Origin of the sequence: Francisella sp. 19X1-34 (assembly GCF_041102755.1) — a bacterium.
Taxonomy (GTDB): Bacteria; Pseudomonadota; Gammaproteobacteria; order Francisellales; family Francisellaceae; genus Francisella.
The window spans coordinates 1-12,527 of sequence record NZ_JBGCTX010000020.1; the positions used below are offsets into that span (position 1 = coordinate 1).

The following is a 12,527-nucleotide window of genomic DNA, read 5'->3' on the forward strand; positions in this document are numbered from 1 at the left end:
GGTTTTTCGCTTATTTTAACCTAAAAACACTACTAAACCCTTAATTTACAATGCTTTTAATTCCGAACTGAGGTTAATTAGCTATGTAGCATAAGCTTTAGTAATAATATTTCATTTAATAAAGACAATTAAACTTTAGTTTTAAGATAAGGCTATTTGAATAAATTAAATAGATTTTAAGAGAAAAATAAAGATTAAATATTAGTTAAAGATTTAAGTGCATCTGCTTTGTCAATTTTTTCCCAACTAAATTCAGGAAGTTCACGTCCAAAGTGGCCATAGTTAGAAGTTTTTCTATAAATTGGATTTAGTAAATCTAGATTTTCAATGATTTTACCAACTCGAAGATCAAAGACTTCATTAACAAGCTTTTCAATAGTATTATCTGCTACCTTACCTGTACCAAAAGTATTTACCATTAGAGATACAGGAGTTGCAACACCAATAGCGTATGCAACTTGAACTTCACATTTATCTGCTAGGCCAGCAGCAACTATATTTTTTGCAATATATCTGCCCATGTATGCACCAGAACGATCTACTTTTGATGGATCTTTTCCAGAGAATGCACCACCACCGTGATGAGCAGCGCCACCATAAGTGTCAACAATAATTTTTCTACCAGTTAATCCGCAGTCACCTTGAGGGCCTCCAATAAGGAATACACCAGTTGGATTGATGTGATATTTAGTATTTTTTGTGATTAGATTTGCAGGTATAACTTCTTTGACAATTTCCTCAATTACAGCATCGTGTAATTCTTTTTGAGAAATTGACTCATCGTGCTGAGTTGATAAAACAACTGTATCAATAAACTTAGGTTTATTATTTTCATAAGCAAGTGTTACTTGAGCTTTGGCATCTGGTCTTAACCATTTTAATTTACCTGATTTTCTAAGCTCTGCTTGTTTTCTCATTAGTAAGTGAGAGTAGTAGATAGCTGAAGGCATAAGAGTAGGTGTTTCATTTGTTGCAAAGCCAAACATTAAACCTTGGTCACCGGCACCAAGATCTTCTAGAGATCCACGATCGACACCTTGAGCAATATCACCTGATTGTTTACCAATAGCATTGATAACAGAACATGTTCTACCATCAATACCTTTATTAGCATTATCATATCCAGTTTCTGTAATAACATTTCTAACTAGCTCTTCAATATCTACCCATGCAGAAGTAGATATCTCACCAGCAACTAATGCCATACCTGTTTTTACTAGAGTCTCACACGCTACTCGAGCATTCTTATCTTGCTTAAGAATCTCATCTAGTATTGCATCTGAAATTTGATCAGCTAGTTTATCTGGATGTCCTTCTGATACTGATTCAGAAGTAAATAAATAATTTTTTGACATATCTTGTTCCCTTTTAGTTTGTTATAGCTAAAAGGTTTCTAGGAATTTTCTAAAAAATTAGTAGAAACGCTTTAGCTTATTCTTTAATGTCGCAAGCAAGTTGTTTGTTAAATACAGCGACTTGGGGTATTATATATTTATGTTTATATTAAGTCAACTATTGACTTTTTAGTCGAGAGACTTTAAAGTATTGCTATTAAATTTTTGCATAAATTTTTGCTAAGTTTATGGCTGCTAGGCTTAGTTACTAAATTTAAATATTTAAATAGATTAAAAATATAAAACCGGAGAATAAATAAATGGTAGTAATTCGTATGGCTCGTGGTGGAGCTAAAAAGCGTCCTTTCTATAGAATCGTAGTTGCTGATAAAAGAAGCCCAAGAGATGGTAGATTCATCGAAAGATTAGGTTTCTTTAACCCATTAGCTAAAGGCGGCGAAGAAAGATTAAAGCTTGATTTAGCAAAGGCTGAAGCTTGGCTTGCTAAAGGTGCTCAACCTTCAGACAGAGTAGCTAGCTTAATCAAAGAAGCTAAAAAAGCTGCTTAATATAATTTCATAATTAATTATCTTTTATGTCACAGGATTTTGTAGAAATAGCTAAAGTTGGAGCTACGTATAAGCTTGATGGTGAGCTTAATTTATATCCTTTGGCAAACTCAATAGAAACTCTTTTAAGTTATGGTGACTGGTATATCCAGTTGCCAGCTAATAATGTTTGGCAACCACTTAAAGACGAGAGTGTTTTAAGACGAGCTGATAAGCTTTACATTAAGCTAGCAAATATTGATGATGCTGAAATAGCGAAAAAATATGTTAATGCATTGATTGGTGTTCCTAAAGAGGCTTTACCTAAGTTAGATAATGGTGAAGCGTACTTCAAGGATCTTATTGGTTGTGATGTTATAAATACTAATAATGATTCTTTTGGTGAGATTGTAGATCTTATAGAAACTGGTGCTAATGAAGTGTTGGTTTGTAAAAAAGAATCTTCTGAGTATCTGATTCCTTATGTTAAACAGTATATTATTAGTGAAGATCTTGATTCAAAGAAAATAGTTGTTGATTGGGAATATGATTATTAACTTAAATTTATAAGTATTTATTATATTGTACTTCTATGTTTCGCCGCTTACTTTGTAAGCTGATGCGTCTTACTTCTTGCATTGCACAAAAAGTAAGCAAAAATGCTAGCTAGCACCTATTATCGCTAGTTACATGTCAATGCAGTCTTCAAAACTCATCAATTATTTAAAATAATTGATTCAAACAGTTGAAGCCTTTTATCATTGACTTGATAACTGCTTATCGCAAAGGTGCGGTTTATGAATTTTTTGTAACTTAAGCTGTTATGTGCATTTCATAATATAAAAAGTTTATTTTATCACTCAAGTATTTGTGTTTATTAGTTCTAAGTACTACAATTAGAGCTGTTTTAGTTAGAGATTTATAAAAATGAAATTCGGAATAATATCAATATTTCCAGAAATGTTTAAAGCAATAAATGATTTTGGGATTACAGCTAGGGCAGTTAATGATGAGAAGGCATCTATAGATTGTTTTAATCCTCGTGACTATACGACAGACAAGCACGCTACTGTAGATGATACTAGTTTTGGTGGTGGAGCTGGTATGGTTATGAAATATGAACCTTTATCAAAAGCTATTAAAGATGCAAAAAGTACTTTAGGTTGTAATACAAAAGTAGTATACTTGTCACCTCAAGGTGGTGTATTTAATCATAAGAAGGCTTTAGAGCTTTTAAAAAATGATTCACTGATACTACTTTGTGGTAGATATGAAGGGGTTGATGAGCGCCTGATACAAGATCATGTCTATGAGGAAATCTCTGTGGGTGATTTTGTTTTAAGTGGTGGTGAGCTCCCTGCTATGCTTGTTATGGATAGTCTGATTAGACTATTGCCAGAAGTGTTGGGTAATAAAGATTCTGCGATTGAAGATTCTTTTTATGATGGTCTGTTGGACTACCCGCATTATACAAAGCCAGCTGTTTTACCTGATGGTAATGCAGTGCCGAGTGTTTTGTTATCTGGTAATCATAAGGAAATAGCAAAATGGAGGCGTAAACAGAAGTTAATAAGAACTTATGAGCGTCGTAAAGATTTAATAGAGTGCCTATGCCTATCTGAAGAAGATAAGCAAATTATAAATGATTATAAAATAGATAAGGTAAGCACAAAAGGAGAATAATAATGAAAAATAAATTTGTTGAACTAGTAGAAAAGTCACAAATCAGAACAGATCTTCCAGAATTCAATCCGGGTGATTCAATAACTGTTAATCTATGGATTAGAGAAGGTGATAAGCAAAGAATCCAGGCTTTCAAAGGTTTTGTTCTTAGAAAAAGAAACAGAGGTCTTCACTCTGCTTTCACGGTAAGAAAAATGTCTTCAGGTATGGGTGTTGAGAGAACTTTCCAAACTCATTCTCCATTGATCGATAGTATCAAAGTAGAGAAGAAAGCAGATGTACGTAGAGCTAAGCTATACTACATGAGAGGCCGTACTGGTAAAGCAGCTAGAATTAAAGAAAAAGTATAATTCTAGGAAAATCAAAAAGTGTCTACAGTCGTTGATACTTTTCTTGATAATCTTTGGCTTGAACATGGTTTGAGTCAAAATACAATCTCATCGTATCGTACAGATCTTAAATTTCTTCAAAATTATTTTTCAAAAGCTGATTTAGTTAGTTTAGACTTTGAGCAATTATATGCTTTTATCTCATATCGTTCTAAAAATGGTTATAGTAGTCGCTCTAATGCCAGAATGATATCTACATTGCGTAAATTTTATGCATGGCTTTTTAGATCTGGTCAAATTGAGAATAATCCTACTGCTAAATTAACTATGCCAAAGTTAGCTAAAAGTTTGCCTAAGGATATGACAGAGGCAGATGTTGAAGCGTTATTACAAGCACCGGATTTAACTTTAGATATTGGAATCCGAGATAGAGCTATGCTCGAGCTAATGTATGCAACAGGGTTGCGTGTGAGTGAACTAGTTGGTTTAGATGTTGAAAATGTTGATGTTAATATTGGAGTAATTCAAGTATTAGGTAAAGGCTCTAAAGAGAGGATTGTGCCTATGGGAGAGTATGCTTTAGAGTTCTTGCAGAAATATTTTACAGAGTCTCGTTTTAATCTAGCTAAAAACTTTAAAGAAAAAGCTATCTTTATTAGTCAACATTCTAAAAGAATGACGCGCCAATCATTTTGGCACCGTATAAAAAGTTATGCTCTTACAGCAGAGATAAGTACTCAAATATCACCACATACATTAAGACACGCTTTTGCTACTCACTTACTTAACCATGGTGCTGACTTACGATCAGTGCAACTACTTCTTGGCCATAGTAGTGTATCTACAACTACAATATATACACATATATCACAAAATCGTTTACAAGAAATATATCAGAAGCATCATCCTCGAGGCTAAAATAGTAATTTTTTTAAGAATATTCGTAGTAACGAAGCTATATACATTTGTATTTATATTTGAGTATAATGTATTTGACTATCAGGGGAAATTGGGGGACGAGATCATGAAAGATATCCAAAAGATAAATATTCCTTTAGAGCGAGATGGTTTTCTAAGAACTCTTCTTAGACATTTAACAGGTACTTTACAAGATACTGTAGGAGAAGAGGACTCAAAAGGATTTGTTTCTGTAGTTGGGCAGGTGATGGGTGAAGAGATAAATATGACGTATAAAAATGCTTTATCTCTAGAAAAAATTCCCAAAGACTTACTAAGTAAAGTACTTGTTGATCTAAAAGAGCGAATCAAGGGAGAGTTTTATATAATAGAAGAGACAGAAGATAAAATTGTTTTTGGTAATAAACAATGCCCATTTGCTGAAAAGGTTATAGATAGACCTTCACTTTGTATGATGACTACAAACGTGTTTGGTACTATTGCATCTGATTCTACAGGTTATGCAAAAGTATCTATTGATAAAGCTATTGCAAATGGAGATAAAGAGTGTCTTGTGACTGTATATCTAAATCCTAAGAGTAAAGAGGCCAAAGATAATATTGGTAGAGAGTTTATAGGCTTGTAGACAAATGAAAAAAGATATTTATCATTTCTTTGAAATAATAGCGAGATTAAACCCAAACGCAATTCTTTTATTGCTAGATATTGATGGTAATGTTCTTGATTATAACTCTAAAGCAAACTCAATTCTTTTGACTATAGATGATAAGAAAATACTTGCTGTAGATGATGGAGAGAAGTTTAAAAAGTACCTTAAAAACTGCTCACGAAATTTAAATTTATTGACAGGTGGATTCACTCAAGATGGTAAGAGATACTATACTGAAGGTTCTATTCTATCAGTAAAAGATAGTCCTGAAAATTCTATTTCTATCATACTTTTTATATCTGAAAAAAATAAATTTGTTTCTAATTTTAAGCAACTGAATCAGGTTACCGATTTATCATATGAAATAAGTAAGCATAAGGCTCTTGAGAAAAAGCTTCGCGATCAAACCCTTGCTTTGATGCAGTCAGAGCAAGAAATTAGGGATTTAGTAAATTTAGATCATCTGACAGGATTGGCAAGTAAAACATTTTTTCAGGAATTAACGATAAATGCTATATCGAACGCAAGCCAAGCTACTAAAAAGATTGGAATTTTATTTTGTGATTTAGATAAATTTAAAATAGTTAATGATACTTTGGGCCATGATATTGGTGATTTATTATTAAAAAAAGTGGCTAGTGAAATCAAAAGGATTTTACCTAAAGGTTGTGTAGCAGCTAGATTTGGTGGGGATGAATTTGTTATATTGATTGATAATGAGGAAACTATTCTACATCTGACTAAGTTCATTGAGAAAATTACCAAAATATTTTCCCAATCAATAGAGATAAAAGGTAGCAATGCTCATATTTCTATTAGTATTGGTATAGCAATATATCCAAATGATGGCTTAAACTATGAGGAACTTGCAAAGCATGCTGATTTAGCCCTTTATAATGCAAAAGAGGTATCTGGTTCAAGCTACTCATTTTTCTCACAAAAATTAAAAGAAGAGTATGTGCGATTAAATAAAATAGAGAATAAGCTACGTGATGCGATAGTAAATGATGCTCTATTTGTACATTATCAACCTCAGTATGATCTTGAAACAATGAAAATATGCGGAGTAGAGGTTTTATGTTGCTGGATAGACCCTGAGCTTGGAGTAGTATCTCCTGGTGAGTTTATAGTTGTTGCTGAGCAAGTCGGACTGATAAAAGAGCTCACAAAAGTAGTTTTTAATAAGGCACTTAGAGAGTTTAGAGAATGTGAAGAGCGATATCCTGAGTTGTTTGAAAATATAAAATTATCACTAAACGTTTCTGCTTTTTATATGGATGATGTAAAAGCATTTGATAGTCTAATTAAAATTGTTAAAAATTTCAAAATTGCTAATAGAAAAGTGTGTTTTGAAGTGACAGAAACAGCTCTGATACGTCATAAAAAAACAGCTATAAAGTTATTATCAAAATTAGCAGTAGAAGGTTACTCAAATGCTATTGATGATTTTGGGGTTGGACATTCGTCTCTTAGCTATTTGAAAGATCTACCGGTAAGCGTGCTAAAAATAGATATTAGTTTTATTAAAGATATAGATAAAGATAAGAAAAGTTTTGCAATAACTGAAGCTATCATAAAGATGGGATCTACCCTTGGTATGTATATGATCGCAGAAGGTGTAGAAAATCAGCAACAGGTTAAGTTGCTGCAACAAATTGAATGTGATGCAGCTCAGGGATTTTTCTTAGCTAAACCTATGTCAATTGAAGATGTTATTTCTCTTTTAGAAAAAGAAAAATAGAATATTACATTAACCTCAGTTCGATAATTATAAATATTTAGACATGAAGTAATTATCGAACTGAGGTTAATTAAGTGATTTGAAGTAATCTAAAAGATGCAACGATAGTGTATTATTGTTATAATATGTGCTCAAGTTTTAGTGTTTTCTCTCAAAATTAATGGAGTAATAATGAATATCCGTAGTGTTGACTATTATGCAGATAATGCGCCAGAAGAATTTACAAAATCTTTGAAGGAGACTGGTTTTGCAGTTTTAAAAACTCATCCAATTGACTGGAGTCTTATCCAAACAGTTTATAAAGAATGGCAAGAGTTTTTAAAATCAGGAGAAGCTGATAAATATAGGTTTGATGTTGAGAGACAAGATGGTTATTTTCCAAAGGATGTTTCGGAAGTTGCTAAAGGTGAAACTGTAAGAGATATTAAACATTTTTATCATTTATATTTTCCTGATGGTAGATATCCAGCAGAAGTTAGTAACGCTGCAAAAGAAATGTTTGAGAAAATGATGACTTTAGGAGAGACTCTTTTACAATGGATAGATGACCATATGGATCCTGTAGTAGCGAGTAAGTTACCGCAAAGACTAAGAGATACGGTCTCTTACGAGGGTACGCTACTTAGAATATTACATTATCCAGCTATGCAAGGTGATGAGGAGCCAGGGGCTGTTAGAGCTGCAGCACATGAGGATATTAATTTGATTACTCTATTACCTATAGCTTCTTCACCAGGATTACAAGTTTTATCACCTGTAAGTAACGAGTGGTTTGATGTGCCATGTGATAGTCAGTCATTGGTTATAAATATTGGTGATATGCTACAAGAAATGACACATGGTGAATACATTGCAACTAAACATAGAGTTGTAAAGCCAGAAGGTGAAATTGAAAATTTAGATAGGATTTCAACACCTTGCTTTATCCATCCAAAATCTGAAGTTTATTTATCTGATAAGTATCCGCAAGCTGGAATGTTTTTAGATGAGAGATTAAAAGAGTTAGGTCTAAAATAGATCTAATATGACAAGACAAGATATTATTTCTTTCTATGAGAGTGATGCTTATACTAATCAGGTTAGAGAAATTCTTCAACAAGCAAAAAAAGTAATTAATTCACAAGTAGATTTACAAAACTGTGCTATAGTTCTAGATATTGATGAGACATCATTAAATCACTACAAATCGCTTAAAGATGTTGGATTTCCTCAAGAGGAAAATCATAGCATCTGGGATAAACTTCTTGCTAAGACGGATGTTGAACCAATAAAGCCAACTTTAGATTTTTATCAATACTGTATTAATAAAGGGATTAAAGTATTTTTTATTAGTGCTAGATTTGCAACCTACTTGGATGCAACAAAACAAGCATTACAAAATGCTGGGTATGTTGATTTTGAAGATGTTTTTGTCTTTCCAGAAGATATCACTATATATTCTTCTGAGAATTTTAAAAATTTTAAGGCTGAAAAAAGAGCATATATAGAGTCTTTAGGATATAAGGTACTTATTTCAATAGGTGACCAACCTTCTGATCTAAAGGGAGGCTATGCTTTAAATACCTTTCAGTTACCAAACTACTTATATGGTGAAAATTCTATATTTTGAATTTTGGCTTAGAGATCTACAATACTAAAAGCTTAATAAGATTAATAATTTATTTTATAGACCTATTTGTTAACCACTAATAGGCTCTTTTTGAGGTTCTATAAGAATTTCATTTAAAGCAACATTTTTGGGTTGATTCATAGCAAAGACTATCGTTTCAGCTATTTGCTGAGGTGTTATGAAACACTTAGTGTCATCACTAGCATATTTTTTGACAGCATCATTATCAGATGACATATTTTGTAAAGGTGTTGCAACATTTCCTGGTTGGATATTTATAACTCTAACATCTTTATCTATTAGTTCTTGGCGCACTGCTCTTAGAGTATATTCCATGAATGCTTTTGATCCAGAGTATATCGCAAGTCCTGGAAAAGCCTGTCTAGCTGCATCAGATGTTATATTAATAAGCATTCCTTTATTTTTGATTAGAGATGGTAAAACTGAGTAAAGTAGATTTGTAAAACCAATTACATTAGTATTTATAGTTTTCATCCATTCTTCGTAGTTTCTATTTTCTATACATTGATAGTACATTACCCCAGCACAGTTAACTATATAATCAAACTCGCCAAAGGTTTCTATAGAGTTAGTGATAAAACTCTCCACAGAACTTAGCTTTTGAATATCTACAGATTGATAAAAAACATTGTCACCTGTGATATTTGCTTCACGGCGAGAGCATAAAGAGATCTTCATTTTTTTAGTAAGACATAGCTCAGCTATAGCTTTACCCATTCCACTAGATGCTCCAACTATTAGTATGTGTTTATCCTTGAGTAGATTCATCATCTCTCCTTAAGAAGATTTTATTTATATAGTTTTCAGTTATTTCTGGATAATCAATATTTATTTCTGACATTAACATTTCATAGTTTGATCTGTCATATAGATTTATTGATGCATCAATATTTGCATGATCAGAAGCTAAGTATTTAGCAGAATTATCAGTAATTGATTTGCTCCAAGCTTTTGAAGGAATAATCTCATAATTAGAAACTTTTGCTAATATTTGTGCATTAAGGAAGTTCTTGTTAGTTGTATTGTAGATATATCTATCAGCATGCTTCTCTAGGACAAGGTGTTCTATAATCTTAGAAATGTGATCAATTGGAGTCATTTCTAGATTTATATCAGTTGGTATTTTCTGCTGCGAATTTACTTCTTTGATTAATATCCAATTTGTATCTGAATCATTAATATAATTATTAGATACAGGTGAAATATTACCTAGTCTGAGTACTGTAGCATTTAATCCTTTCTCTACTGAATTATGAATTAGTTTTTCAGCAGCCCATTTAGTTTGAGAATATCCTGATTGTAATGAGTCTAGCCATTCGATATTTTGGTTTTCACTAAACTTTTTGTTTAGATGTAAAGGGAAAATACCATTTGTAGATATATGGATTAAATGTTTTGTTTTGCTTGTAGAACAAAAATCAATAATATTTGCGGTTCCAATAAAATTGCTACTTCTTAGAGCATTATATGGTAGCAATAAATTAACAGATGCAGCTGTATGAATTACAGTATCAATTTTGCTGGCATACTCTATATACTTTCCTGATTGCCAACTAAATTCTTTTGCTGAAATATCTCCTACGAGGCAAACAATTTTACGAGATTTTTCAATATTGAGTTTTTTAAGGATATTTTCTAGTCTAGTTTCAGCTTGTTGTTGGTTCTTAGCGCGAACTAAACAATAAATAGCTTCTATATTTTTATTAGTAACTAATGTTTTAAGAGTATGAGATCCAAGAAAGCCTGTTACCCCCGTAAGAAGTATATTTTTAGATGATTTGTTTAGCTCTTGTTTAAGGTTTTGTATTTTAGGCTTCAAATCTGTAAATAAATTATCAACATCATCTAGAATTAATTTTGAGAGATCTTGTTCAGAATCATTAGAAGATTTTGATAATAAGTTATAGCTACTATTAAGTTGACTTGCTGCAATAAAGTCAGTTATTTTAACTTCAAAACTAAGTTCTTTAAGTTTGCTTATTAGTAACATGGTTGATAGTGAAGAACCACCAAGATCAAAGAAACAACTATCTGAACTAATATCATTTTTTGAGATACCAAGTATATTTGCCCAAAGTGATTTATAATCATCTAATGATTCGATATTTTTTACTTCCTGTTCAACATAAACAGTATTATCTTCTAAACTTAAGCTATTTCTATCTAATTTATTTGAGTATCTATTTAGAGAGATTTCATCGAGAAGAACTATATTTTTAGGTAGCATATAGTGTGCTAAGAAAGGTGATATTTTGTCAAGAAGTGCTTTTGAGGGCTTGTTGTCTTTAAGTTGCCATTTTTCACAGAAATCTTGTTGTTTATCTTTTGGGATTTCTAAATATGCAACTAGATATTCTGACATTCTAGTCTCTCCAGTTTTGTTGACAACACAATGCATAATATCAAGTTTGTCTTTGATAACTGATTCTATAAAAGGTAACGAAAGTGTATAGCCTCGTAGTTTTATAATATAGTCGCAGCGACCATATATTGTGATTAGCTGTCCATCTTTAGATAATTTACCATAGTCGCCTGTTTTATATAGACGTTTACCTATAGGACTATCTTTAGCTTGTATAAAACGCTCTTTATTTAAATCTGGTCTATTTATATATTCATTAGCTAATCCTATAGCATGAATATAAACTTCTCCTTTATCATCATTTTTGACCATTTGTTTATTATCATCTAAAACAATAGCTTCTACTTTAGGTAGTACATGACCAACTGGTACAATTCCATCAGTCTCTAGATTCTTATCATTTTTATGTAGTTTGTAAGTAGCGACATCATGACACTCTGAGATTGAATATAAATTATAGATATTTGTTTCTGACATAAACTCTTCTAGGTTATGTTGTAGCCAGCTAGAGACGACTTCACCATTAAGCCAGCAAGTATCTATATTTTTAAATATTTCTTTAGCAATATCTTTGGATGTTGAAAGTAATGTTTCTAGATATGATGGTGTAAATAATATTTCATTAATTTTTTTATCTTTAATATATTGTGATAGTGCTTTGAAGTCATAAAGTATATCATCAGGGATGATATTAGTTCGACCACCTTTAATAAGAGGTCTAAAAGCTTCCCATAGATAATAAATATTACAGCCAATAGAGCTATTTTCATCATATGCTTTGACTGTTTCTCTAATATCATAAGAAGATAAGATTGCTCTATGAGATATCGCTATACCTTTATTTTTGCCTGTAGTTCCAGATGAATACACTAACCAAAATCCTTTCTCAGGATCTATAGAGGTTTGCTTAAAGTTTTCTACATCTTTTGAGTTATATTGACTAATTATATCGATATAATTAAAACATTCAGTAGTTTTTATATCAGGTACTTCATCACATAATATTAAGTCTGATTGAGTATCTTCAATAATATTTTTTAGTAAAGGTAGAGGAAATGATTTATCTAATTGGACACAGCTTGCGCCAATACTAGATATAGCAAGAAAAGCTATAATTATTTCATAGCGCTTAGAGCTATATATAGAAATTATACTTTGAGGTCCATATCCTTTATGTTGTAAATATTGAGCTAAAAACTTAACATGATTAGCAGCTTGCTGGTATGTTAACTCTATATTTGAGTCTGTAATAGCAATATTGTCTGGTGTTTGCTTTGCTTGATTTAGAAAAAAATCACTTAAAGTAGAGTACACAAGATTCTCTTTTAAAATC

Annotated in this window: 12 protein-coding genes; 9 read left to right on the plus strand and 3 right to left on the minus strand. The window is 31.7% G+C overall.

Translation table 11 applies throughout. The annotated features are described in order from the left end of the window. Nucleotides 1–194: 194 nt before the first annotated feature. Complete coding sequence (gene metK / locus AB8E56_RS04480; RefSeq protein WP_329478411.1) at nucleotides 195–1,355, minus strand: methionine adenosyltransferase; 1,161 nt, start codon at nucleotides 1,353–1,355, stop codon at nucleotides 195–197. Between the two features lie 299 nt (nucleotides 1,356–1,654). Between metK and rpsP the strand changes: the two genes are divergently transcribed. From rpsP to AB8E56_RS04525, 9 genes are all read left to right on the plus strand, one after another. Continuing rightward, the gene (gene rpsP / locus AB8E56_RS04485; RefSeq protein WP_150467913.1) at nucleotides 1,655–1,903 is read left to right on the plus strand and encodes a 30S ribosomal protein S16; all 249 of its coding nucleotides are present in this window, start codon (nucleotides 1,655–1,657) and stop codon (nucleotides 1,901–1,903) included. A 26-nt stretch (nucleotides 1,904–1,929) separates the two neighbouring features. Next, complete coding sequence (rimM, locus tag AB8E56_RS04490) at nucleotides 1,930–2,439, plus strand: ribosome maturation factor RimM (RefSeq protein ID WP_329478414.1); 510 nt, start codon at nucleotides 1,930–1,932, stop codon at nucleotides 2,437–2,439. 370 nt (nucleotides 2,440–2,809) lie between these two features. After that, entirely contained in the window at nucleotides 2,810–3,565 is a 756-nt protein-coding gene (gene trmD, locus AB8E56_RS04495) for a tRNA (guanosine(37)-N1)-methyltransferase TrmD (protein ID WP_329478416.1), read from the plus strand. A gap of 2 nt (nucleotides 3,566–3,567) precedes the next feature. Then, nucleotides 3,568–3,915 (plus strand): 50S ribosomal protein L19, encoded by a 348-nt coding sequence (rplS, locus tag AB8E56_RS04500; RefSeq protein ID WP_329478418.1) that lies wholly within the window; start codon nucleotides 3,568–3,570, stop codon nucleotides 3,913–3,915. 18 nt (nucleotides 3,916–3,933) lie between these two features. Continuing rightward, nucleotides 3,934–4,812 carry a site-specific tyrosine recombinase XerD gene (gene xerD / locus AB8E56_RS04505; RefSeq protein WP_329478420.1) on the plus strand — a complete coding sequence of 293 codons (879 nt, stop codon included), beginning with the start codon at nucleotides 3,934–3,936 and terminating at the stop codon, nucleotides 4,810–4,812. Between the two features lie 106 nt (nucleotides 4,813–4,918). Beyond that, nucleotides 4,919–5,437, plus strand: coding sequence for a methanogen output domain 1-containing protein (locus AB8E56_RS04510; protein WP_329478423.1), 519 nt, complete (start codon nucleotides 4,919–4,921; stop codon nucleotides 5,435–5,437). A gap of 4 nt (nucleotides 5,438–5,441) precedes the next feature. After that, entirely contained in the window at nucleotides 5,442–7,202 is a 1,761-nt protein-coding gene (locus AB8E56_RS04515) for an EAL domain-containing protein (RefSeq protein WP_329478425.1), read from the plus strand. A 171-nt stretch (nucleotides 7,203–7,373) separates the two neighbouring features. After that, nucleotides 7,374–8,219 carry a 2OG-Fe(II) oxygenase family protein gene (locus AB8E56_RS04520; protein ID WP_329478428.1) on the plus strand — a complete coding sequence of 282 codons (846 nt, stop codon included), beginning with the start codon at nucleotides 7,374–7,376 and terminating at the stop codon, nucleotides 8,217–8,219. 7 nt (nucleotides 8,220–8,226) lie between these two features. Continuing rightward, the gene (locus tag AB8E56_RS04525; protein WP_329478430.1) at nucleotides 8,227–8,811 is read left to right on the plus strand and encodes an HAD family acid phosphatase; all 585 of its coding nucleotides are present in this window, start codon (nucleotides 8,227–8,229) and stop codon (nucleotides 8,809–8,811) included. 69 nt (nucleotides 8,812–8,880) lie between these two features. Here AB8E56_RS04525 and AB8E56_RS04530 read toward each other — a convergent pair whose 3' ends face one another. Both AB8E56_RS04530 and AB8E56_RS04535 read right to left on the minus strand, forming a co-directional pair. Then, nucleotides 8,881–9,600 carry an SDR family oxidoreductase gene (locus tag AB8E56_RS04530; protein WP_329478432.1) on the minus strand — a complete coding sequence of 240 codons (720 nt, stop codon included), beginning with the start codon at nucleotides 9,598–9,600 and terminating at the stop codon, nucleotides 8,881–8,883. After that, a complete protein-coding gene (locus AB8E56_RS04535) occupies nucleotides 9,581–12,508 on the minus strand; it encodes an AMP-binding protein (RefSeq protein ID WP_329478434.1) in 2,928 nt (975 codons plus the stop codon). Before AB8E56_RS04535 ends, AB8E56_RS04530 begins: the two co-directional genes overlap by 20 nt. Nucleotides 12,509–12,527: the final 19 nt, after the last annotated feature.